The 22,394-nt window shown below is 60.2% G+C and carries 18 protein-coding genes and 2 pseudogenes; 11 read left to right on the forward strand and 9 right to left on the reverse strand.

Annotation, left to right across the window (positions count from 1 at the left end):
* Positions 1-175 precede the first annotated feature (175 nt).
* From J1G33_RS27335 to J1G33_RS27345, 3 genes are all read right to left on the reverse strand, one after another.
* Positions 176-2,662: a TonB-dependent receptor gene (locus tag J1G33_RS27335; protein WP_223019141.1), complete on the reverse strand. Its 2,487-nt coding sequence runs from the start codon at positions 2,660-2,662 to the stop codon at positions 176-178.
* Positions 2,663-2,767: 105 nt separating this feature from the next.
* Positions 2,768-3,718, reverse strand: a complete 951-nt coding sequence (locus J1G33_RS27340; protein ID WP_032876880.1) for a FecR domain-containing protein — start codon at positions 3,716-3,718, stop codon at positions 2,768-2,770.
* Positions 3,705-4,220, reverse strand: coding sequence for a sigma-70 family RNA polymerase sigma factor (locus J1G33_RS27345; RefSeq protein ID WP_032876877.1), 516 nt, complete (start codon positions 4,218-4,220; stop codon positions 3,705-3,707). The genes J1G33_RS27340 and J1G33_RS27345 overlap by 14 nt, the downstream gene beginning before the upstream one ends.
* 130 nt (positions 4,221-4,350) lie before the next feature.
* Here J1G33_RS27345 and J1G33_RS27350 point away from each other — a divergent pair.
* Positions 4,351-4,521, forward strand: a pseudogene (locus tag J1G33_RS27350) (LysE family translocator); the annotation flags it as partial.
* Between the two features lie 498 nt (positions 4,522-5,019).
* Here J1G33_RS27350 and J1G33_RS27355 read toward each other — a convergent pair.
* Positions 5,020-5,700, reverse strand: a complete 681-nt coding sequence (locus J1G33_RS27355) for a DJ-1/PfpI family protein (RefSeq protein ID WP_223019142.1) — start codon at positions 5,698-5,700, stop codon at positions 5,020-5,022.
* An 88-nt stretch (positions 5,701-5,788) separates the two neighbouring features.
* On the opposite strand from J1G33_RS27355, the gene J1G33_RS27360 reads away from it, so the two are divergent.
* Positions 5,789-6,757, forward strand: coding sequence for a helix-turn-helix domain-containing protein (locus J1G33_RS27360; protein WP_223019143.1), 969 nt, complete (start codon positions 5,789-5,791; stop codon positions 6,755-6,757).
* Here the strand turns inward: J1G33_RS27360 and J1G33_RS27365 are convergent.
* From J1G33_RS27365 to J1G33_RS27375, 3 genes are read right to left on the reverse strand one after another with little or no spacing between them, the layout of a single operon-like run.
* Positions 6,743-7,654 carry an alpha/beta hydrolase gene (locus J1G33_RS27365; RefSeq protein WP_223019144.1) on the reverse strand — a complete coding sequence of 304 codons (912 nt, stop codon included), beginning with the start codon at positions 7,652-7,654 and terminating at the stop codon, positions 6,743-6,745. The two genes, J1G33_RS27360 and J1G33_RS27365, sit on opposite strands and share 15 nt — an antisense overlap.
* A complete protein-coding gene (locus tag J1G33_RS27370) occupies positions 7,642-9,468 on the reverse strand; it encodes a glycoside hydrolase family 15 protein (protein WP_148854462.1) in 1,827 nt (608 codons plus the stop codon). The genes J1G33_RS27365 and J1G33_RS27370 overlap by 13 nt, the downstream gene beginning before the upstream one ends.
* Positions 9,461-10,261 carry a glucose 1-dehydrogenase gene (locus J1G33_RS27375; RefSeq protein ID WP_005786823.1) on the reverse strand — a complete coding sequence of 267 codons (801 nt, stop codon included), beginning with the start codon at positions 10,259-10,261 and terminating at the stop codon, positions 9,461-9,463. The genes J1G33_RS27370 and J1G33_RS27375 overlap by 8 nt, the downstream gene beginning before the upstream one ends.
* A 177-nt stretch (positions 10,262-10,438) precedes the next feature.
* Between J1G33_RS27375 and J1G33_RS27380 the strand changes: the two genes are divergently transcribed.
* The 7 genes from J1G33_RS27380 (at position 10,439) to J1G33_RS27410 (ending at position 17,664) form a co-directional block, all read left to right on the forward strand.
* A complete protein-coding gene (locus J1G33_RS27380) occupies positions 10,439-10,834 on the forward strand; it encodes a cytochrome c (protein WP_228309670.1) in 396 nt (131 codons plus the stop codon).
* Positions 10,835-10,932: 98 nt separating this feature from the next.
* Entirely contained in the window at positions 10,933-11,430 is a 498-nt protein-coding gene (locus J1G33_RS27385; protein ID WP_223019145.1) for a sigma-70 family RNA polymerase sigma factor, read from the forward strand.
* 26 nt (positions 11,431-11,456) lie between these two features.
* Positions 11,457-12,407 (forward strand): FecR domain-containing protein, encoded by a 951-nt coding sequence (locus J1G33_RS27390; RefSeq protein ID WP_223019146.1) that lies wholly within the window; start codon positions 11,457-11,459, stop codon positions 12,405-12,407.
* Positions 12,408-12,504: 97 nt separating this feature from the next.
* Positions 12,505-14,910: a TonB-dependent receptor gene (locus J1G33_RS27395; protein ID WP_223019147.1), complete on the forward strand. Its 2,406-nt coding sequence runs from the start codon at positions 12,505-12,507 to the stop codon at positions 14,908-14,910.
* Between the two features lie 161 nt (positions 14,911-15,071).
* Positions 15,072-16,124, forward strand: a complete 1,053-nt coding sequence (locus J1G33_RS27400; protein WP_262416969.1) for a type III secretion effector protein — start codon at positions 15,072-15,074, stop codon at positions 16,122-16,124.
* Positions 16,125-16,264: 140 nt separating this feature from the next.
* The gene (locus J1G33_RS28025; RefSeq protein WP_032876842.1) at positions 16,265-16,582 is read left to right on the forward strand and encodes a hypothetical protein; all 318 of its coding nucleotides are present in this window, start codon (positions 16,265-16,267) and stop codon (positions 16,580-16,582) included.
* Between the two features lie 419 nt (positions 16,583-17,001).
* The gene (locus J1G33_RS27410; RefSeq protein WP_228309674.1) at positions 17,002-17,664 is read left to right on the forward strand and encodes a type III secretion effector protein; all 663 of its coding nucleotides are present in this window, start codon (positions 17,002-17,004) and stop codon (positions 17,662-17,664) included.
* Positions 17,665-17,673: 9 nt separating this feature from the next.
* On the opposite strand, the gene J1G33_RS27415 is transcribed toward J1G33_RS27410, so the two are convergent.
* A complete protein-coding gene (locus tag J1G33_RS27415) occupies positions 17,674-18,825 on the reverse strand; it encodes an MFS transporter (RefSeq protein WP_032876840.1) in 1,152 nt (383 codons plus the stop codon).
* Between the two features lie 596 nt (positions 18,826-19,421).
* On the opposite strand from J1G33_RS27415, the gene tssI reads away from it, so the two are divergent.
* Together tssI and J1G33_RS27425 are read left to right on the forward strand one after the other, a co-directional pair.
* The gene (gene tssI / locus J1G33_RS27420) at positions 19,422-21,437 is read left to right on the forward strand and encodes a type VI secretion system tip protein TssI/VgrG (protein ID WP_223019149.1); all 2,016 of its coding nucleotides are present in this window, start codon (positions 19,422-19,424) and stop codon (positions 21,435-21,437) included.
* On the forward strand, positions 21,437-22,273 hold the full coding sequence (locus J1G33_RS27425; protein WP_032876835.1) for a DUF4123 domain-containing protein: 837 nt from the start codon (positions 21,437-21,439) through the stop codon (positions 22,271-22,273). The genes tssI and J1G33_RS27425 overlap by 1 nt, the downstream gene beginning before the upstream one ends.
* Before the next feature lie 9 nt (positions 22,274-22,282).
* Here J1G33_RS27425 and J1G33_RS27430 read toward each other — a convergent pair.
* A pseudogene (locus J1G33_RS27430) lies at positions 22,283-22,394 on the reverse strand (lipase family protein); the annotation flags it as partial.

Below are 22,394 nucleotides of genomic sequence, written 5' to 3' on the forward strand. Positions count from 1 at the left end.
GAGGCCGTGCTTTCAGAAAAATCGAGAATCGATGATGGCTTTTTGGAGTGTAGGAACAAACGTGGGGATTTGCCTGCCAGCGAAAAAAAGCTTTTTTTTGACAGAAGCAGGGCGGGGAAGGGGTGTTGTCGAACCAGAGCCGGCTTGCCGGCTCTGGTGCAAGGACTGCTGATGTTTAGAAGTTGCCTTTGAGGCTCAGCGTGAGGTTGCGCGGCTCTCCATAAAGATTACCCCAGCCTGAGGTACCCACGGTCTGGTAGTAGTTTTTATCGAACAGGTTGTTGCCGTTGAGCGCCACAGTCCAGGTGTCGTCCACCTGATACGCAATGCGCGCATTCCACAACGCATACCCGGCCTGTTCCAGTTTGATGGTTTGCAACCGGTAGTTGCTGCTTTGGGCGTTGACCCCTGCGCCGACTGTCCATTTTGACAGTGCACCGTCCAACTGGTAGTCGCCCCACAAACGCAGCATATGCCTTGGTACGTAGGTGTTGGACACCGCGCCTTCGGCTGCGCTGTCGATGTTCTTCAGGTTCTTGGTTTGCGTGTAGGTGTAGCCGCCAAACACTTGCAGGCGTTCAAGCAATTCGCCGCTCAGCTCGGCCTCGACCCCTTGGGCGCGAACTTTGCCCGTGTCGGTGTAGCAGTAGCCGTCAGAGGAACTGCCGCAGCGGGTCTCGAAATCGGTTTGGGCGGCGTTTTTTTCGATGGCGCGAAACAGCGCCAGGGAGCTGTTGAGGCGCCCGTCAAACCATTCGCCCTTGATACCCAGCTCATAGTTCTCACCCATTTTCGGCTTGAGCGTCGAACCGCTGACCGTGGCGTAGGAGCTTTGTGGCTGGAAGATATCGGCGTAGCTGGCGTACACCGAAAGGTTGTCATTGAGGTCGTAGATCAGCGCGGCAAACGGCGTGACCACGCCGGTTTCCTTGGTGCGTGCATCCTGGTCGGCCCACTCGCCCCAGGCCAGGTTCAAGGACTCACGGCGGTTTTCATACCAACTGACGCGACTGCCGAGAACCAGCATCAACGGTTCGGCCAGGCGCAGGCGCAAGGTGGCGTAGGCGCCGTATTGGGTGGCGGTTTCCTTGACCGTGCCGCCACGGTACATGTTGGGCCAGAAGGTATCGTCGGCAGGTTCCGGGAAGTGGTGGTTGGGGTTGAAAACGCTTTGGCGCTGGGGCAGGTTGCGGATCGCGTAGACATCGTCCTGGGTGCCACGACTGCCATTGGCGCCGAGGATCAACTCATGTTGCAGGCCAAACGCTTCGAATTGACCATCAATGTAGGCATCCAGGCCGTAGTCCTTGTGATCGTAATCCAGCAGCGCGGCGTAGCTGGTGAGCGTAGGGGCCGGGTTGCCATAGTCCACGGTGCTTTCGCTGGCGGCGTATTTGATGTCTTGCAGGTTGCGGCTATGCACGGCGCTGACTTTGAGCTTCCAGTCGTCGTTGAAGTGATGGGTCAGATCGGCGAACAGCGTGGTGCGCTGGCTTTGCCAATCGTTCCAGGCCTGGCCCAGGCAGGTGGAGCGGCTCAGGCCGAGGCTTTTGCCGTCGCGGTAGCGTGGCAGGCCGCTCCAGCACGGTGTGGCGTCGACATCCTCATAGCTGGCGCCGAAGCCTAGGGTGGTGTCAGGGCTGACATCCATGTCCAGCGCCGCGTAAAACGCCTGGTCCTGGCGCTTGGCAAGGTCCATGTAGGAGCCACGATTCTGCTGGCTGACCGACGCACGGCCGCGCACCGTGCCGCTGTCGTTCAACGGGCCGCCGGTGTCGAGTTCGGCGTGGTAGTTATCCCAGGTGCCTGCCGACAGCCCGAGGCTGGTGGTCGGGGTGGCTTGGGGCCGCTTACGCACGAAGTTCACTGCACCGCTGGCGGTGCCGGCGCCCTTGAGCATACCGGCGGCGCCTTTTAGCACCTCTACCCGGTCATAAATCGCCATGTTCGCGCTGAAACTGTCGGCCTGTATGTAGTCCTTGCCGATGTCCAGCGGCACACCATCGAACTGGTACTGACCGAGCATCTTGAAGCCCCGGGAGTAAAAATACTTGCCGCCCATGGGCGACTCGTAGCTGGTGATCCCTGGCGTGCGCTCCAGCAATTGGTCGATGGTGGTGATGTTCTGGTCATCCATCAGCTTGCGGGTCATCACGCTCACCGATTGCGGCGTGCGTCGCAGGCTATGTTCGCCCTTGCCGATGGTCACCGCACCGGTGGTGTAGGAACCGCTGCCTTCGGTGGTGGCGCCCAGACGATCACCAGTGATGGTGGTGGCACCCAGGCTCAGTGCCGAGCCGGCTTGCTGCTGAGGTAGCAGTAACCAGGCGTTCTGGCCCTGGCTTTGCGCCTGCAAACCCTGGCCCTGAAGCAACTGGCTCAGGGCCTGTTGTGGGGCCAGGGTGCCGCTCAGCCCCGGGCTGCTTTTGCCGGCCACGCTGCCCGCGTCATACGACAGGCTGATACCGGCCTGCCGCGCAAACTGATCAAGGGCGCCGGCCAGAGGCCCGGGCGCAATATTCCAGGCGCGGGCCTGGCGCTCGCTGCCGGGTTCCTGGGCTGTTGCGGTATACGGCAAAGCGCTGGCTGCCACGCACGCGCCAAGAAGAGTGGCATTGAGGGCGTGTCTGAGGGGGGAACGCTTGGAGGGGAACGCTTGCATGACCGCGGGATGCTCCTGAAGGAAGTGGACAACACCGGCCTGTTGATCGGCCTTTCCTTACAGGTCGAATGGCAATGAGAATTCACCTCATTTATTTTCGGCCGCTCAAACCCGAGCGGAGACGGTCACCCAATAGGGGCTGCGGTAGGTCACATTGATCGACAACGATTGCGCCACCAGCTTGAGTACCTGATCGGTGTCTTCCAGTTGATAGGTGCCCGAAACCCGCAGCCCCGCGACGGCTTCGCTGCAACGGAGCAAGCCGTTGCGGTAGCGGCCCAGTTCGGCCAGGAAGTCGTCAAGGCGCATATTGTGGGCGCTGATGACGCCGTCGCTCCAGGCCCAGGGATCCAGGCCATTGGTGGGAGAAGGGCGAATGCCGCTACGGTTGAACAGCACCTGTTCGCCCGGCTTGATCATTTGGCGTGCGCTGGCGTCATGGCTGTCGGCATACACCGCGACCGCACCCTGCTGCACAGCCAGCAGCGTGCCTTGGGCTTCTTCACGTACCACAAAGCGCGTGCCGAGGGTGCGCAGGTAACCATCGCGGGTGTGCACCCAGAACGGACGGTTGTCAGCGCCGGTATTGACCAACACTTCACCCTGACGCAGGTTCACCAGACGCCGCTCGGCATTCAGGGTGATATCGATGGCACTGGCGCTGTTGAGCTGGACCTTGCTGCCATCGTTCAACGCCACCCAGCGCCGCTCGCCGGTGGCCGTGCGGTAGTCGGCCATCAGGGCGGGCAGGGGCGTGTAGTCGCGACCCAGCCAGGCCAACCCGGCGGCGCCGGCAAACAAGCCCAGCAGCTTCAAGCCTTCACGCCGACTGATACGTTGGCGCGCGCCATCGAGGGCATGGCGACTGACATGCGCCGGCAGTTGGGTGAAGTCGTCATTCATGGTCGCCACGCGCTGCCACGCCAGTTGATGCGCGGCGCTGGTGTGCAGCCACTGCTCAAAGGCCGCCGTGCTGGCGTCGTCAGCGGTGTTGAAGCGCAGCTTGATCATCCACTGGATGGCCTGGTCCACCAGGCGCGGATCAGCATTCGGCATAACGTAACCGATAGCAGGCGTGCAGTGCCTTGGACAGGTCACGCTCCACCGTGGCCTTGGACACGCCCAGGCGCAGGGCGATTTGCGCGCAGGTCAGGCCGTCCAGTTGGGCCAACAGAAACGCCTCGCGCACCCGTGGCTTGAGCTGGTCGAGCAAGCGGTCGATGCGCGCCAGGCTGTCGAGGATCAGCAGGCGGGTTTCTTCGCTCGGCACCTCGACTTGAGGAAAGTGCGCCAGGCTTTCCAGGTAGGCACGTTCCAGTTCGCGGCGTCGGTATTGGTCGATCATCAAACTGCGCGCGATGCTGCTCAAGTAAGCACGCGGCTGCTGCAGGGTTTGTTGCTTGCGCGCGTTGAGCAGGCGCACAAAGGTTTCCTGCGCCAGGTCAGCGGCGTGTTCACGGCAGCCGGTGCGTCGGCTCAACCAGCCGCGCAGCCAGGAGTGGTGGGCTTGGTATAGCTGGCCGATGGCGGCATGGTCCAGTGGGTGATCGCTCGACATGGTCATCCTGGCGCAGCAGGCTTAATTGATAATGTTTCGCATTCTAGACGTTGGTTGTGGCATTCAGCAATCACTGGTTTGCTGCGTCAGTAATGTATCCAGCACAATTTTTGTAGAGCCTGCGAGCGCCGTGCTGACGCTGATCGCGAGTGTGTTTCACGTGCTGCTGGGCATGTTTGGCGGGGTGCTCAGCCGCTTCTTCGCCAAACGCACCAAAAGCGCCTGGCTGCAGAAGTGGGGTTTGGCGGCGGTGCTGATGGCGTTGGCCGTGCGCTTGGCGGTGATGTCGCGTCCTGCCTGACGACACGCGGGAAGCCAAGCAGGTTTCTGTGTGGCGAGGGAGCTTGCTCCCGTAACGGCCTGCCAGTCGATGCTCATTTATCTGACACCTCACAATCCAATTGTGGGAGCTGGCTTGCCTGCGATGGCGGCCTGACAGGCGATGCTTCTCTACCTGACACCCCGCGATCCAAATGTGGAGCGGGCTTGCTCGCGAAGGCGGCCTGACAGCCGACACAGTCATACCGAGTACATATCCATTCCTGCGGTAACGGCCACTTAGGGTTCCGCCCTGACAGCGGCTCACTTTTGAACAGCGTGTCCGGTCCGTACAGGTTGAAGGTTCGCAACGCAGTGTGGTGTTGGGGATTTGCCGGATGGTAGAGGGCGTTCAGTTGCTGGTTGATCGGGTAGTAGAGGGAGGCGGCGAGACGCGAGCGCAGTAACGGCGATGCCTGTCAGTTAAGAAGCAGCGCTGTACTGTGGCGAGGGAGCTTGCTCCCTCGCCACGGATGAACATTCAACCCAACCGTGCAGCCGCCCGCGCCACAATCTCCCCACGCACTCTGCGTGACTCCACCGTGCGCTTGTTGGCTTCCTCCAGTACATATCGGGGCGCAGTCTCCGGGCGGCCGGAGTCAAACGGTGGGGCCGGCGCATATTCGATCTGCAGTTGCACCAGTTGCGCCGCCGCTTCGCTGTACAACTCTGCGGCCAGGGTCAGGGCAAAGTCGATGCCGGCGGTGATCCCGCCGCCGGTAAACAGGTTGCCGTCACGCACCACGCGCTCGTGCACGGGAACAGCACCGAGCGGGGCGAGCAGGTGGTGGTAGGCCCAGTGGGTCGTGGCCTTGCGACCGCGCAGCAGCCCTGCCGCGCCCAATACCAATGAGCCGGTGCACACCGAGGTCAGGTAGCGCACTGTCTGTGCCTGGGCCTTGAGAAAATCCAGGGTTTGCGGGTCTTCCATCAACGGGCCCACACCGGCGCCACCGGGTACGCAGAGCACATCCAGGTTCGGGCAGTCGGCGTAAGTAATGGTCGGCGTGAACACCAGGCCAGTGCTGGAGGTGATCGGCGCGAGGTCTTTCCACACAAGGTGCAGCTTCACGTCTGGCAGCGAACCGAGGACATCATAGGGGCCGGTCAGGTCCAGTTGCTGGATGCCGGGGAACAACAGAAAGCCGATCTGCAAGGTCATGGTGCAAGCTCCGAAAGAAATGGACGACCGCACTGTAGAAGCCTAGGCTTTGGCGGGTACGCCATTGAGCCCACTAATCACGCCAATCATGCCCAAGATTATTCATGTACTCGCTTTTGAAAATGCCCAGGTGCTCGATGTCACCGGGCCTCTGCAAGTATTTGCGTCGGCTAATGACCTGTTGCGCCAACGTGGTTTACCGTTGCCCTACGCGGTGAATGTGATCGCCGCTCAGCCTGAACCGGTGAGGACTTCTGCCGGCCTGGCGCTGCTGGCTGAACCGCTGCCCGCCATCGACGCGCCTTGCGATACCCTGGTGATCGCCGGTGGCTGGGGCGTGTACGCTGCCGCCGAAGACCCGACACTGGTGCAATGGGTGCGCGATAAATCCCGGCACACCCGGCGCATGGCTTCGGTGTGCACCGGGGCCTTTCTGCTGGCCGCCAGCGGTTTGCTCGATGGTTGCCGCGTGGCCACGCACTGGACGCGGTGTGAAGAACTGGCGCGCAAGTTTCCCGCGCTCACAGTGGAGGCCAATCCGATTTTCATCCAGCAGGGCGCGGTATGGACGTCTGCTGGTGTGACCGCCGGGATCGACCTGTGCCTGGCCCTGGTAGAGGATGACCTGGGGCGCGGCATTGCCTTGGAAGTGGCCCGCCACTTGGTGGTGTTCCTCAAGCGCCCTGGCGGTCAGTCGCAATTTAGCGTGACGTTATCCCTGCAAAAGAGCGACAGCCGCTTTGCCGACCTGCACGCTTGGATCGCCGACCATCTGACGCTGGATCTGAACATCGCCACCCTGGCAGCCCAGGCTGGCATGAGCGAGCGTAGCTTTTTGCGCCATTACCGCGCCGAGACCGGCCAGACCCCGGCACGGGCCGTGGAACTGATCCGTGTCGAAACCGCGCGCCGGCAATTGGCAGACAGCACGACCTCCATCAAACGTATCGCCATGCAGTGCGGTTTTGGCTGTGAGGAGACTTTGCGCCGCAGCTTTGTGCGGGCCTTGTCAGTGACGCCTCAAGCTTACCGGGAGCGTTTTTCACCGCTCCAGTAGTTCCAGCAATGCTTCAAGCGTGACCTGGGGCGCTTCCTGGAAAACATTATGACCAATGCCTGGCAAAACCTGCCGGCGATAAAAACCACTGAAGTGCTCCACATCGTCATCCTCAAGCGACGGCGGGCCCACACCGTCGTCGGCCCCGCATAACGAAATGCTGGGCACCGTTATCGCCGGTTGCTGCACCAATGCCTGCTCAATGGATTCCAGCGCGGGATCACCCGGCGCATACATGAAACGATGGCGGTAAGAGTGAATCACCACCGCGACAAAGTCCGGGTTATCAAATGACGGCGCAGTCTTGCCATACAGACTTGGCCCTTCACGCCAGGTCGGCGACCAAAGCCGCCATAACAACTCACACAGCTCTTGTCGATTGGCGGTCAAACCGTCGACTCCACGCTGGGTGTGGAAGTAATACTGGTACCATAATCGATGCTCGGTTTCCGGTGCCCGAGGCTCGAGGGACTGGGCGATGTCCTGGATGTTGTAACCGTCCCCCGTCACCAAGCCGCGTACCCGCTCGGGCCATAGCGCCGCGACAATACACGCCGCGCGCCCACCCCAGTCATACCCAGCGAGCGTGGCCTGCTTAATGGACAGCGCATCCATGAAATCCAGCAGGTCCTTGGCCAACGCCGCCTGTTGGCCGGAGCGCATGACCTGGTCGTTGATAAACCGCGTCGGGCCATAACCGCGCAAATAGGGGACCAACACCCGATAACCACGCTCGGCCAGCACCGGCGCGATTTCGTCATAACCGCGAGGGTCATAAGGGAAGCCATGCAGCAGGATCACCGGCTCGCCTGCGATGGGGCCGTGGGTTTCATAAGCCACGTCTAGCATGGACGTGCGCACATACAACAGCGGGGCAGGGGACATCAGGGTTGCCATACAGTCTTCTCCCCGCTGAGTTTGCGGTCCAGGAACGTTGCCGCACTGATCAATGCCAAGTGGCTCAACGCCTGAGGTGTGTTGCCCAAGTGCCGAGCCTGGCTGTCGAATTCTTCGGCGTACAGTCCCAGCGGGTTGGCGTAGCGCAGCAGCTGTTCGAATTCCAGGTGGGCCTTTTCCACTTGCCCGGCGCGGGCCAGGCATTCGACGTACCAGAACGAGCAGGCGGCAAATGCGCCTTCGGTGCCTTGCAGCCCATCGATCTGGCTGTCGTCATTGCGGTAGCGGTAGACCATGCCGTCGCGCACCAGGCTTTTCTGGATCGCTTCCAGCGTCGCCAGCCAGCGCGGGTCGGTGGCCGCAACGAAGCGCACCAGCGGCATCAACAGCATCGAGCCGTCCAGCGCCGTACTGCCGATATGCTGGACGAAATGCCCGCGTTCTTCGTTCCAAAAGTTGCTCCAGATGTCGGCGTAGATAGCCTGGCGTGTCTGGTCCCAGCGCGCGAATGGGGCGGGCAGCGAGCGTTTGGAGGCGAGGCGAATAGCACGGTCCAAGGCCACCCAGCACATCAGGCGCGAGTGCAGAAAGTGGTGTTGCTCGCCGCGCATTTCCCAGATACCTACGTCTTTGCGGTTCCAGATCTCACACACTTGGTCGACCACTTCCACCGTATGTTTCCAGCCTTCGTGGGAAATGGCTTCGCCGTACTTGTTGACCAGATACACCGCGTCCATCAGTTCGCCGTAGATATCCAGCTGGATCTGGTCGAACGCTTCGTTGCCCACGCGCACCGGCTGGGCGCCGCCGTGGCCGCGCAAATGATCGAGTGTGGTTTCCGGCAACTCCTGGCGACCGTCGATGCCGTAGAGAATATTGATTTTGGTCGGCTGGCCGCAGCAGTCGCTGACTCTGCCTTTGAGCCAGCGCATATAGGCGTTGGCTTCCTCGACAAACCCCAGGCGCATGAACGCGTAGACGGTAAACGACGCATCGCGTATCCAGGTATAGCGGTAATCCCAGTTGCGCTCGCCGCCGGGGCTTTCCGGCAGGCCGAAGGTGGCGGCGGCGATGATTGCGCCGTGCTTGCGCGAGGTCAAAAGCTTCAACGCCAAGGCCGAGCGGTTGACCATTTCGCGCCAGCGCCCACGGTAATTGGACTGGGAGATCCAGCCGCGCCAGAACTTGAGGGTGCGTTCCAGGTACAGGTCCGTGCAGTTGTTGACCACCCGCGGATCATCCTGGCCGCCGAGCACAAATTCGGCGCCCTCGTCCTGGGCCAGGGTGAAGCGGGATACGACTGCATTTTCTTCGAGGGTCAGCGGGTGGCTGCCTACCAGACGCAGGCCGGGCTGACCGTCGGCGCTGAACAGCACGCCGCTGTCATCGGCTGTGGTGTGGGTCTTGGCACGTGCGTAGTCGTGGCGCACGGCGCAACGCAGGTGCAGGTTGGCCTGGCCGCTGACCACCCGTACTCGGCGAATCAGCAAAGGCAGCTCGTCGACCTCTTCGCTGACCGCCAGCAGGTCGGTGACTTCTACCACCGCCTCGTCACTCAGCCAGCGTGTTTGCAGCACGTTGGTGTCAGGCAGGTAGATCTGCTCGCGGCGGGCGTTAGGCAGGTCCGGGGTAAGCTGGAAGGTGCCGGCGTCGGGCGTGTCGAGCAGTGCGCAGAAGATCGACGGGCTGTCGAATTCCGGCCAGCAGAAAAAATCGATGCTGCCACGGTCGTTTACCAGTGCGGCACTGCGCATGTCGCCGATGATGCCGTGGGCATCGATGGCGCTTTGGGGTTCTTTTTTCAGATCAACCATTGCCGCGAAACTCCGGATAAAGGCTCATGCCACCATCGATGAACAGCGTACTGCCGACCACATAATCAGAAGCATCACTGGCCAGCCACACCACTGCATTGGCCACATCTTCTACATCGCCGACGCGACCGTAAGGAATCAATTTGAGTAACTCTTTCTCCGCAGCGCCTTCAGTGGCTGCGCGGTTGATCGCCGTGCGAATGGCCCCAGGCGCAATGCCGTTGATGCGGATGCGTTGCTCGCTGACTTCCTGGGCGAGGGTGCGCATCAGCATCTCCACGCCGCCCTTGGACGCTGCATAATTCACATGCCCGGCCCACGGAATGACTTGATGCACCGAACTCATATGGATGATTTTGCCGGCCGCTCGTGACACGCCCTCACGAACGCCCTGACGATTGAAGATACGCACTGCCGCTCGGGCACAGAGGAACTGCCCGGTGAGGTTGACACCGATCACGGTGTTCCAGTCCTCGAGGCTCATGTCGACCAGGTTGGCGTCTTTTTGCAGGCCGGAGTTGGCCACCAGAATATCCAGGTGGCCGAAGGCATCGAGGGTCTGTGCGAACAGGCGCTCGACATCAGCCTCCTTGGACACATCGCCACCGATGGCAAGCGCCCGACCGCCGTTGGCATTGATCTGTGCGGCAAGGGCCTCGGCGGGGGCCGCCTGGGAGTTGTAGTTAAGCACCACTGCCGCGCCCGCGTCGGCCAGGGCTTTGGCTGCGCCAGCACCGATGCCTGAACTGGCGCCGGTGACCAGAGCCACTTGTTGCTGCAAGGAAATCTGCATCGCCCACCCACTGTGTTTATCCGAGTCCTTTCAGCTGACTGGCGGCGGGGAGCGGAAGTTCACCGCACGGCTTGTACGCCTAGACCGCGGGCCGCAGGTGTAGCGCCGGGGCGCAAGGCAAAGGTTTATCGTAATATGCTGAAAACAAAAGGTAAGGGATGGAGCAAAGGAATGTGTATGTCGACACGCACCCCAAGGATGAAAAGTTTACTCATTGGCTTATCAGCCGTTTTATCACTGGCTCAGACATCATTGGCTGTTGCGGAAAACAGCAATGGAAAAACGCTCTATCTACAGCGATGCGGCGTGTGCCATGGACCCGATATAAAGGCCACCGGGCCATTGGCTAAAAAAAGCAATCCCCCCACGCCTGACCTTACAACCGCCGCGTTCAAACAGCGGCTGCATGATTATCCGGGCGTGATCGTCTCGTCGATAATACTTCGCCCAAATGGCAACCTGATTCCAAAGACGTTGAAGGACAACGGTGTGAAGATAGCGCCGCACGCGTGGAGCGTTCAGGACTTCCGCGATCTGCATCAATACATGAGTAGCGTGATTTCAAAAAGTTGAGGGGTTTGAGTGCGGCGGGCGTACCGGCGATGGACAGCAATTGCCCCACTTAATAGGAAGCATTACTATTCACGCCCCGCCTCCTCAGTGCCTTCGCGATGATTCCTCAGCCGCCCCGCAGAACAGGCTTTTTCGAGCACTACGAAGAGTTGATCGGCACCTGGACGCGCCGCTTGAGGAACCGTCACCAAGCCGAGGACCTGACCCACGACACTTTTGTGCGAGTGCTTGAGTCCGACGCCAGCGAGGTTGCACAACCGCGCGCCTACCTGCATCAAACTGCGCGCAATATCGCGGTGGACGCCTACCGGCGCGCAGAACGCCGCGAGGCGTTGACGTTGCAGGCCGTTGATCACGCCCCCCACAGCGGTGATCCGGAGCATTACATGCACGCGATTCAGTTGGCCGACTCCATCGAGAGGGCCCTGGTCGAGTTGCCGCTCAACTGTCGCAAGATTTTTATCTGGCAGAAAATCGAGGGGCTCACCCAACAGGAAATCGCCGTGCGCCTGGGGCTGTCTAAAAACATGGTGGAGAAGTATATGATCCGCACCCTGCGGCATCTGCGTGACCGCCTGGATGCAATGGCGCCATGACCCGCTTTGAAACAGGATCTTCCACGATGGATAAGCGTGTCCGTGACGAAGCGGCGCAATGGTTTGTGCGCCTGCAAGACGGCCCGTTGAACGCCGAAGAACGGCAACGTTTCGAGGCCTGGCGTGCCGAGCAGCCCGAACACCAATATGAATTCGATGTGCTGCAAGGGCTGTGGAGCGCCACGGATCTGCTGCCCCAACCCCGTTTGCAGGCTTTGTGCGATGCGCCGGCCGAGCGCCCCAGGGGTGGGGCGGTGTTGCGCTATGCGGTAGTGGCCGGTGTGGTTGCCATTGCCGTGGGCCTGGGTTTGTTCAGCGGGCTGGGCCAGTCCAAGCCCTACAGCGCCGAGTTCACTACCCGGGTGGGCGAGCAGCGCCAGGTGGCCTTGCCCGACGGTTCTGTGATGGACCTCAACAGCCGCAGTGTGGTTGCGGTTCACTACGAAAAAGGTCGGCGGGGCATTGAGCTCAAGCAGGGTGAGGCGATGTTCAGTGTCGAGCACGACGCCAGTCGCCCGTTCGTGGTGGCCGCCGGGGCAGGGCAGGTGACGGTCACCGGCACATGCTTCGATGTGCGTCGCGATGACGACCGCACCCGCGTGGTGGTCGAGACCGGCACCGTCAAGGTGCAGGGACGAGCGTCGGCTCAAGTCGTGACGCTCACCGCCGGCCGCGGCACTCATGTCGATACTCAGGGCGAAGTGGCTGCGGCCTATGCCGTAAACCCTGAAGAGCTGACCGCATGGCGCACCGGCAAACTGGTGTTCAACAACGCTAGCCTGGCCGAAGTGGCGCGGGAAGTGTCGCGCTATCGCGAGCAACCGTTGCGCATCACCACGGCAGCGGTGGGCAACCTGCGTCTGACCAGCGTGTTCAACGCCAGTGACACCGACGCCTTGCTCAAAGCCTTGCCACATATTCTGCCGGTTGCCTTGCGCACCTTGCCGGACGGCAGCCAGGAAATTATTTCACGCTGACATTCAGGTTTTTTTCGCATTGTTCGTCTTCTCCTGCAACTGCAACTGGTTTGCATTAACAGCCGCACACTTTTGCGATCACAGGACTAGGTTCGACGTGAAAAAACTCGCCCTCCACAACAATAAAACCTCCCGCTGGGCGCCTCTCGCCCTGGCTATCGCAGTCAGCATCGCGCTGCCTGCCGCACAGGCTGGCGAAGGCGTTCATATTCGCGCCCAGCCCCTGGGTGCAGCCTTGAGCCAACTGGGCCAGCAGACCTCCCTGCAAGTGTTCTTCAGCCCCGACATGGTCGCCGGCAAGCAAGCCCCAGCAGTGGATGGCAACCTCTCGCCTGAACAAGCCCTGCGCCAATTGCTGGAAGGCAGTGGGCTGGATTACCAGATCGACGCAGGCTCCGTAACCTTGCGCACGCTGAGCTCCGGCACTGGCGAAGCTGGCTCGCCGCTGGAACTGGGCGTCACCGACATCAAGGTGGTGGGCGACTGGCTCGGCGATGCCGATGCCGCCGTGGTGCAAAACCATGCGGGTGCACGCACGGTGGTGCGCCGCGAAGCCATGGTGGAGCAGGGCGCGATGAACGTCGGCGACGTATTGCGCCGCGTGCCTGGCGTGCAGGTCCAGGAATCCAATGGCACCGGGGGCAGCGATATTTCTCTCAACGTCGGCGTACGCGGCTTGACCTCACGCCTGTCGCCACGCTCCACCGTGCTGATTGACGGCGTACCGGCAGCCTTCGCCCCGTACGGCCAGCCGCAACTGTCGATGGCGCCCATTTCCGCCGGTAACCTTGACAGCATCGACGTCGTGCGTGGTGCCGGGTCCGTGCGCTATGGCCCGCAGAACGTCGGCGGCGTGATCAATTTCGTGACCCGCGCCATCCCGGAAAAATTCTCCGGGGAAGTCGGCACTACCCTGCAAACGTCCGCCCACGGTGGCTGGAAGCACGTCGAAAATGCGTTTATCGGCGGCACCGCCGACAACGGCATCGGCGCCGCGCTGCTGTACTCCGGGGTCAATGGCAACGGCTATCGCAACAGCAACAATTCCAACGACATTGACGATGTAATCTTCAAGACCCACTGGGCGCCGACCGATCAAGACGACTTCTCGCTGAACTTCCACTATTACGATGCCAGCGCCGACATGCCCGGTGGCCTGACCCAGGAGCAGTTTGACGCCAACCCGTACCAGTCGGTGCGCGACTGGGACAACTTCAGCGGCCGCCGCAAGGACGTGTCCTTCAAGTACATCCGCCAGATTGACGACCGTACCCAGGCTGAAGTGCTGACCTACTATTCCGACAGCTTCCGAGGCAGCAACATCGCCAACCGCGATCTGAAAACCCTCAGTTCCTACCCACGCACCTACTACACCTTCGGCATCGAGCCACGGGTGTCCCATGTGTTCGATGTGGGCCCCAGCACGCAGGAAGTCAGCGTTGGCTACCGCTACTTGAAGGAAGGCATGCACGAGCAGGCCACCAGCCTTAACCTGGTCAACAACGTACCCACGCCAGGTGGGCAGAGCGACGGCCACGTTTATCAAGACCGCACCGGCGGCACCGAAGCCAGCGCTTTCTACATCGACAACAAAATCGACATCGGCCAGTGGACCATCACGCCGGGCATCCGCTTTGAAGACATCCGCACCGAATGGCATGACCGCCCGGTAGTGGCCCTGAACGGCAAGCGTACCGAGGAAAAACGCCGCGAGATTCACAACAATGAACCGCTACCGGCCCTGAGCGTGATGTACCACGTCAGCGACGCATGGAAACTGTTCGCCAACTACGAAACCTCCTTCGGCAGCTTGCAGTATTTCCAGTTGGGGCAGGGTGGTACCGGCAACCAGACCGCCAACGGTCTGAACCCGGAAAAAGCCAAGACCTACGAGATCGGGACGCGCTACAACGACAGCATCTGGGGCGGCGAAGTGACGCTGTTCTACATCGACTTCTCGGATGAACTGCAATACGTCAGCAATGACGTAGGCTGGACCAACCTCGGCGCCACCAAGCACGCCGGTATCGAAGCGTCGGCCCACTACGACCTGTCCAATCTTGACCCGCGCCTCGACGGTCTGACCGCCAACGCCGGCTTTACCTACACCAAGGCCACCTCCGAGGGCGACGTACCGTTCAAGGGCCGCGATCTGCCGCTGTATTCCCGTGAAGTGGCGACCCTGGGCCTGCGTTACGATGTCAATCACTGGACGCACAACCTGGACGTCTATGCCCAGTCTGGCCAGCGTGCGCCAGGCACCGGCACCACCTATATCACCCAAGGCACCGCTGACGGCCAGTACGGTGATATTCCGGGTTATGTTTCGGTCAACGTGCGCAGCGGTTATGACTTCGGTGCGCAACTGTCGAACCTGAAACTTGGCGTGGGGGTGAAAAACCTCTTCGACCAGCAACATTACACACGCTCCAGCGACAATAACGCCGGGATATACCTGGGCGAGCCGCGCACGTTCTTCGTACAGGCAAGCGTTGGATTCTGATCTTCGGTTGATGGCAATAATCGCAGCCCAAGGGTTGCGATTTTTTTTGCCCGCGCCAGGCGTAATGCAAGCCTGCCTGATCTGTTTCCTACACCGTCAAAGCACGTATTGTTGCTGCGTCAGGAACTGTTTCCGACACAAAACCACACATGGGAAAGCTGATGGGCTTCGACACTGCGTTGGAGCGACAAGCTGAAATCGCGCCTACTGCAATGGAGAAACCTATGTCTGTATCGATGGATACATCCGTCTCTGCTTCAACAACGCCAGACCGTTCACAAGTCACTGGCAAGGCTGTCGTCAAAAACACTCGCGAGGCACCTGCTGCGCCTTCTTTCAATGATCAGCGTGCTGCCCATGTCAACTTCCCGACCACGCAAAACAAGGCCGGGCCGGTGTTCGATCACCATCAGCCGGCAACAACCGCGGCTGATGTGCTTGGCCATCAACACAACCCTCCCGGGCTGCATCACTTACTGAGCCAACTCAAGCGCTGGCTCAGTCATTGGTTCCTGGGGCATCGGCCGCCCATGCATCCGGGCTGCAGCAACCCGCCGCCAAGGCCCAACCCCGGGGCAAGCAATCCACCGCCGCGCCCCGACCCTACTGCAGGGGGTAGGCCTTACCCGGTAGCCCCCGGCAGGCCGGATCCGCAATACTCATTAAAGAGTAACGAAGAGTTGGCGCAGCAATTGCGCGATAGCTTCAACGCGTTTAGAGATCCAAATAACCCTGGGTCTATCAGCGTTGACAGCATTCTTGCGATGGCGAAACGAGGATGGTCACCTAACCCGGTCATGAGGGAAAACGCCCGCTTGGCCAATGAGCTGCTGCGACGTCCGGAGCTGATGGCGGCGCTTGACCGGAACGGTCGCACCGGTGCGTTGAATGATCTTATTGATTGGAAAAGCCTGAACGCGGTTATCCAGGGAGATAACTACTTCAAGTACAAGACTGACAAGGAATTGGCCGCTGAAATGCTCGAGCATTTCGATGAACTCAAGGATGGGAGCGGCGGGCCACACCTGAAATTCAAAGACTTGAGGAAACTCGCAAGTCAGGAGCTCACAGGCGATGCAGCCAAGGATCACCTGATCCAATTGGCCCAGGCAGTCATGAAACGGGGCGACCTGCTCAAACTGTTGGATAACCTCGTCAGTGCCGACGGTGATGGAAAGATCCGTCGCAAAGCATTGGCCTTACTGTCGCAATAACCCGCCTTCAGGCGCTGTGCTGCGAAAACGGCGCCTGATTCAATCATTTAAGGAACGGCTTACGCTTATTTGCCACATAGGTGGTAACTGCGGTGGTGCATTGGCCCACTGCTTTTCAGATTTCGCCTGAAGGAAAACACATGACTTCAACTTCGTTTAATTCCTCCCAATCCTGCCGCCTTGAACTTCTGCAAAACACCCAGCAAGTAAACCCTGCGCTGTCCGAGAAGGGCGGAGTATCAGAAGGTATGCCCACTGCCGCGCAGGAATATGTGGCCCAAGCCCGCCGCATGAAAGCGTTTGCCGGCGAGCGAAAATTTCAGGCGCCCGTTGCGGATGATTTTTCCCGGGGCATGTTGGCTGACCGCCAGGTCCCAGTGGCCCGCGCTGATTCACTGAAAAGCACCGGGCTGATCAATAGCCTGGCGACGTGGTGGCGTAGTCGAAAGTCAGGTTGATGCTGCCTTGCCTGGGCTTTTACATATTGTCATTGGTATTCGCTGCTCATCCGGAACTGCCGTCTCCCTCCAGCCACACATGAGGTGCTTGTCCGAATGGAATCCATTCGTTGATCTTGTCATTCCGACACAGGTCACCAAGCGGATATGCATCTGAATAGAGTTGGAGAAAACCCATGAAAATCGAGGGTGTACTACCTCCCGGTCGGCCTCTCGCCCCTGGCGGGTCAGCTGCGCGAGCAACGACGCTATCACCGGTCACTTGGCAGGAAGCTTCTTCCGTGCCGGAGCGAGGGATCTCTCGCCAGCTCACTCTTTTGCGCGGAACGTTATCCGCTCTAAGTCATCGAGACCTACAGAACTTCCCCGCTGAACGGGCGAGCAGTTCCCTGCCGGGTGAAACTTCAACGGACAAGCAGTTGGCAAAGGCCCTTGAAAAAGCCTTTGGCCTGTTGCACCCCTTCCTTAATGAGGGGCGCTTGACCTGGATGTCATTGCAGCGGATCGCCGCTCAACCCATGGGTGAAAACGAGGCACTGGACGGCGCCATTCAGGTCGTCAGGGAAATTCTCAAGCGTGCGCGGTTAAGCGACACCATCTTCAGCCGCGACGGCGATATCACGCGTGACAGCCTCAGTGCGGCAGCCCAGGCTTTGCATGGCAACAGCTCGGCGAGTGTGTTCAGCCAGGATCCGTTTCATACCCATGGCAACGCTCAAGTGGTGCAAGCGCTGCAAAGCCAGTTTGAACAGTTGAGAGACAAGACAATGGACCGCACCTTCCTGTTCGAACAACACCAGTACGTTGAGATTGCCAAGCTCAAGGCGGTCATGCAGGACCCTTACGAAGTTGATCAGAAGGGCAGCCCTGTACTGGATACGTCTACCGGCATGCCCAGGCCCCAATACAGTGAGTTGTGTGTCTACACGGCGAAGAACATTATCGAACGCCCAGGTTTGCTGCCTTCATTGGAACGTGCCAACGGCACACGACTGTTTGGCCCACCCCACAAAGAGGGTTGGCTGAGCAACAAAAGCCTCGAGCGCTGGCGGGAGCAGGACGATGCTCGCAAAGCGCGCTGACTGCCGGGCCTATACCTTGAGGATTTTGCCGCTGATGGCCACGGCAGCCAGCAACACCGCAATCAATACAAAGGCGGTGCTCAGGCTGCTGCCATGGGCGATAAAGCCGATTACCGCAGGGCCGGCGAGAATGCCGGCATAACCGAGCGTGGTGATGGCCGGCACCGCAATATGCTCCGGCATGACCTTTTGTTTGCCGACGGCGGTGTACAGCACCGGCACGATATTCGAACACCCGGCACCCACCAATGCGTATCCAAGCAATGCAGTTTCCCAGGCGGGTAATAGCGTCGCGATGAGCAGGCCGACACACGCCAAGGTGCCCCCGATCACGATCACTCGCGTTGCCCCCAGGCGTCGGACAATGGCATCACCGGTCAAACGCCCAGCGGTCATGGTCAAGGCAAATGCCGCGTAGCCAAGGCCGGCGTAAGCTTCATCCAGGCCGCGCTCGGCACTGAGGAATACCGCACTCCAATCCAGCACGGCACCTTCGGCCAGGAACACGATGAAACACAGGCAACCGATAAACAACACCACACCATGTGGCACCGCAAACGCCGGGCCGGAGCTTTCACTGCCATAAGGCAGGAGGTGCGGTGCGGCCTTGAGCAGCGCCACAACCATGATAGCCACCACTACCAGCGTCGCCTGCAGTGGCGACAGGCCCAGGCCCAGCAACCCGGCAACCCCCGCTGCGCCGACGATGCCCCCCAGGCTGAATAAACCATGGAAGCCCGACATCATGGTTTTACCACTGGCGCGCTCGACAATCACCGCTTGCAGATTGACGGTGGAATCCACGGTGCCCAGGCCCGCGCCGAACAGGAACAACCCTGCGATCAACAACGGGATCGAACTGACAGTGGCCAGCATCGGCAGGGCCAGGCAGATCATGAGCGTCCCTGCGGTCAGTACGCGACGGCAGCCGTAGCGCGATGCCAAGGCGCCTGCTGCCGGCATCGCGATGATCGAGCCAACTCCCAGGCACAACAGCAGCAGGCCAAGCGTGCCTTCATTCAGATCTGCGCGCGCTTTGGCATACGGCACCAAGGGCGCCCAGGCGGCGATACCGAAGCCGGCGATAAAGAAAGCGATGCGCGTCGACATCTGCTCCAGCCGCCCGGGAATTACGGGCGCAGGGGTGGGGATGGCAGTCATGAAAAGTCCTTGGTTTTGCGTTCATCGAGCGATGTTCAGTGTCACATCCTTGCACATCAGGCCCTCTGGAGCGAGCCGGGTTCCCTTCGCGTTCGGAATCAAAAATACGGATCGAGAAAATTATTTTTACAAAGCCGGAACGCTTTGGTGGCTGATAACCACACAGGAGTGATCGAGCCTGTAGGCGGTGGTCTGGAAGGTGTGTAATCCTCGTGAGGGTGGCTGAACCCCAGGTTTCTTGCGACGGATTACCACCTTCCAGACCACTTCCCACAGGTTGGAGGTTCTGTAATACGCTTCCCCTGTCCGATAACGTTGGTGGGCAGATGTCAGCTGTTTCTTCGGAACTTGGTTATTCAGATATAAAATCGCGTAAGAATTTTCTTGTTGTTCTTAGATGTCTTATTGGCTGTATGTCTTGCTTTATAAGCGACACTTCCATCCTCGGTGTACGAAACTTCTTTTTTATTGGGTAAGCGCCGAAAAGCGCGGGAAATCGCTAAGCTTTAGTCTGTTCAGGTGCTTTTTTTCGCAATCCATCCGGTATTGGCGAGGGAGAGTCGTTCAGTTGAAAAGTTGATGGCGGGTAACAAAGGATGGTTAACGCGTTTATTTCGTCACGTTTCAAATTAGTTCTTTCAGGCATAACTACAGACTTTCAGGTAGTGGCATTCAAAGGCACTGAAGCCCTCGATCAGCCTTACTTCATACATGTGCAACTGGTCAGCGAAGACCCTTCCTTCGATTTGGAGGCGCTGCTTCATCAACCCGCCTATCTGGACTTTGGCGAAGCGGAGCAGGGGCTGCATGGGCAGGTCTACGCCATCGGTCGAGGTGACCCTGGCGTGCGGCTCACCCGTTATCACCTGACCCTCGCCCCGCGCCTGGCCTGCCTTGCCCATCGTCGCGACCAGCGGATATTCCAGCAACGCAGCGTGCCGCAGATCATTGCAACGGTCCTTGAACACCACGGGATCCTTGCCGACGCCTATGCCTTCGAGCTTGGACCGGTGGTGTATCCACCGCGGGTGTTTTGCGTGCAGTACAGGGAATCCGACCTGCACTTTATCCAGCGGCTGTGTGAAGAGGAGGGTATTCACTACCATTTTCGCCACAGCGTGGATAACCATCTGCTGGTATTCGGTGACGACCAGACGGTATTTCGACGGCTGGCGGTGCAGCGTTATTGCTCGTCGGGTGATCCGGCGCTCGAGACCCGGGTGGTCCAGCGCTTCGACCGGCGTTTGCAGGCACGCAGTCAGCGAACCGTGCGTCGAGACTATGACTTTGAGCATCCTTCGTTTTGCCTGCAAGAACAGGCCGGTGCCAAAACGGCAGAACCATGGGAAGACTATGAATGCCCCGGTGGTTTCACCGGCCGTGCCCGGGGGGCGCAACTGGCGCGGCGTGGCCTGGAGCGCCATCAGCGTGATCGCCATCGGGTGTTGGGCAAAAGCGATCAACCCGCGTTACGCAGTGGTCACTTTCTTGAACTGTGCGGTCACCCGGATCCAGCGTGCAATGACTTATGGTTGCTGACGTCGGTGCGTCATGAGGGCTACCAGCCGCAGGTGTTGGAAGAGTCGGCATTCGAGGCCGGCGGGTTTCAGGGCTATCGCAACCGATTCACTGCAACCCCCTGGCGCGCAGTGCATCGCCCGGCCCTCAAGCACCCCAAGCCGACGATCAGTAGCAGCCAGACCGCAACGGTAACCGGGCCCGTTGGAGAGGACGTGCATTGCGATGCCTATGGCCGGGTGAAGGTGCGCTTTCATTGGGATCGCCTGGACAAAAACGACGATACGAGCAGCTGTTGGCTGCGGGTGGCGTCGGGCTGGGCCGGTGACGGATTTGGCGCGCTGGTCATTCCCCGGGTAGGCATGGAAGTGCTGGTGAGCTTCCTGGAAGGCGACCCGGACCAACCTTTGGTCAACGGCTGCCTGCCCAATGCGTCGCACTTGCCGGCTTACCCCTTGCCACAGCACAAGACACGCACGGTACTGCGCAGCCGCAGCTCCCCAGGCGGTAGCGGTGGCAATGAGCTGCATCTGGAAGACCGCAGTGGCGAAGAGCTCATCTACCTGCGCGCCCAGCGTGACCTGGAACAACGGGTGGGGCATGACAGCCGCCTGGAAGTGGCAGGGGAACGGCATGAAGTCATTCGGGGAGCCAGTACGGTTCGATTGGAGAGTGAGGAGCGTCGCCATATTCTCGGTGCTCGCAAGGTCGTGCTCGAGGCGCATGACCACCTCGACGTACAGGGCGATAGCCTGACCCGTGTTGCTCAGACCCTGGTGATCGAAGCCGGGCAACAGGTTCATCTCAAGGCTGGTGCCAACCTGGTGATTGAGGCGGGTGCGCAACTGAGCCTGAAGGCTGGCGGAGAGCACCTGCTGATTCAGGCCGGAGGTATTTTCAGCAGCCGGCCCATCATCCTGGGCGGTTCACCGTCCGCAACGCGCTCGGTAACGCCCCCGCCAGTTGCCCGCGCGCAAGTTTCTGCAGCGCAAGGCGTCATCATGGATTTGGCTAAAAAACTGGGTGCGGACTTTTGCCCCCTGTGCGAATGCTGCCGCGAAGGTCAGTGCGATATTGCGGGGAGGGCAGCTTGATGGACAGCCTGGTCACTCGATGGATGGCCCGACAACAGCAACAAGGCTACCACCTATGCCTGATGCTTGAGGGGAGTCATGAGGCTAGCCAACCGCTGCTGGCAGGGCGCGACCTGTCGCGTTATTGCAAGCTCTACAGCGAGACCGATGCGGCGCAGTTGGCGAGTTCTGGCCCGCTGATCCTATTGCTGGAACAAATGAATGAGCCTGCACTGATCGACCTGCTGCAACATCCCGAGTCGAACTGGGGATGGCTCTTTAGCCTATCCGCTGCCGACTTGGCGGGTGCAACGCGACATTGGCGCGACAGGCTGCTGGTGGGGCCGACGGGGCAGCGGGCGCTCTATCGTATTCACGACAACCGCACCCTGGCCCGCGCCTTGCTCCATCTATCAAAGGAGCACTGGCCGGTCTATCTCGGGCCGCTGGTCAGCGTGTGCTATTGGCATGAAGGGCGCTGGCACCAAAGCGAAAACCCTGCTCCGGGCGATTATTCGGCACCGGATCCAGCGCCCTGGCTGGATACGCCAAACCCACAGGCCGAAGCCATCCTGCACGCCAATATCCTGCGTTATCTGCTCGCGGAGCACAGTGAGGACCTGGCGGCATTGGTCGAATTCCAGGACCCCAAGGTCTGGCTCAGCCAAATACTGGAACAGGCGCGGACCTGGCAATGGCGCAGCCCCGAGCAGTTGGCGTTCCTGGTGGTGCGCCGGTTGGAAGAGACGATCCGAAGCAGCGTTATTCATTGGCCGCCTCGGGCTGGGGAAACACCTGAAGTGCATTTTGAACGGGTCGTGGAGCAGTGGCACAGGGAGGTGGGAAACGGTGAGTAGGTGGATGGCAGTGTAAAGGAGGATGTTGTAGTGGGCGTCCGGCGTTCGGCGCAGTCCTTCGGCCAACAGCAATGCAATGGCGCCGCCGAGGCTGTGGCCGCAAATTACAATGCGTTGGCCG

It is taken from the genome of Pseudomonas sp. P867 (genome assembly GCF_019891455.1).
In the GTDB taxonomy this organism is placed as follows: domain Bacteria; phylum Pseudomonadota; class Gammaproteobacteria; order Pseudomonadales; family Pseudomonadaceae; genus Aquipseudomonas; species Aquipseudomonas synxantha_A.

What these genes read in the sequence shown, in the direction of transcription:
- J1G33_RS27360 (WP_223019143.1), top strand. Translation starts at nt 5,789, where the DNA reads ATGCCCAAGATTATTCATGTACTCGCTTTTGAAAATGCCCAGGTGCTC.
- J1G33_RS27365 (WP_223019144.1), bottom strand. Translation starts at nt 7,654, where the DNA reads ATGGCAACCCTGATGTCCCCTGCCCCGCTGTTGTATGTGCGCACGTCC.
- J1G33_RS28025 (WP_032876842.1), top strand. Translation starts at nt 16,265, where the DNA reads ATGACTTCAACTTCGTTTAATTCCTCCCAATCCTGCCGCCTTGAACTT.
- J1G33_RS27345 (WP_032876877.1), bottom strand. Translation starts at nt 4,220, where the DNA reads ATGTCGAGCGATCACCCACTGGACCATGCCGCCATCGGCCAGCTATAC.
- J1G33_RS27375 (WP_005786823.1), bottom strand. Translation starts at nt 10,261, where the DNA reads ATGCAGATTTCCTTGCAGCAACAAGTGGCTCTGGTCACCGGCGCCAGT.
- J1G33_RS27425 (WP_032876835.1), top strand. Translation starts at nt 21,437, where the DNA reads ATGGACAGCCTGGTCACTCGATGGATGGCCCGACAACAGCAACAAGGC.
- J1G33_RS27400 (WP_262416969.1), top strand. Translation starts at nt 15,072, where the DNA reads ATGGGCTTCGACACTGCGTTGGAGCGACAAGCTGAAATCGCGCCTACT.
- J1G33_RS27355 (WP_223019142.1), bottom strand. Translation starts at nt 5,700, where the DNA reads ATGACCTTGCAGATCGGCTTTCTGTTGTTCCCCGGCATCCAGCAACTG.
- J1G33_RS27390 (WP_223019146.1), top strand. Translation starts at nt 11,457, where the DNA reads ATGGATAAGCGTGTCCGTGACGAAGCGGCGCAATGGTTTGTGCGCCTG.
- J1G33_RS27340 (WP_032876880.1), bottom strand. Translation starts at nt 3,718, where the DNA reads ATGCCGAATGCTGATCCGCGCCTGGTGGACCAGGCCATCCAGTGGATG.
- J1G33_RS27335 (WP_223019141.1), bottom strand. Translation starts at nt 2,662, where the DNA reads ATGCAAGCGTTCCCCTCCAAGCGTTCCCCCCTCAGACACGCCCTCAAT.
- J1G33_RS27380 (WP_228309670.1), top strand. Translation starts at nt 10,439, where the DNA reads ATGTCGACACGCACCCCAAGGATGAAAAGTTTACTCATTGGCTTATCA.
- J1G33_RS27415 (WP_032876840.1), bottom strand. Translation starts at nt 18,825, where the DNA reads ATGACTGCCATCCCCACCCCTGCGCCCGTAATTCCCGGGCGGCTGGAG.
- J1G33_RS27370 (WP_148854462.1), bottom strand. Translation starts at nt 9,468, where the DNA reads ATGGTTGATCTGAAAAAAGAACCCCAAAGCGCCATCGATGCCCACGGC.
- tssI (WP_223019149.1), top strand. Translation starts at nt 19,422, where the DNA reads ATGGTTAACGCGTTTATTTCGTCACGTTTCAAATTAGTTCTTTCAGGC.
- J1G33_RS27385 (WP_223019145.1), top strand. Translation starts at nt 10,933, where the DNA reads ATGATTCCTCAGCCGCCCCGCAGAACAGGCTTTTTCGAGCACTACGAA.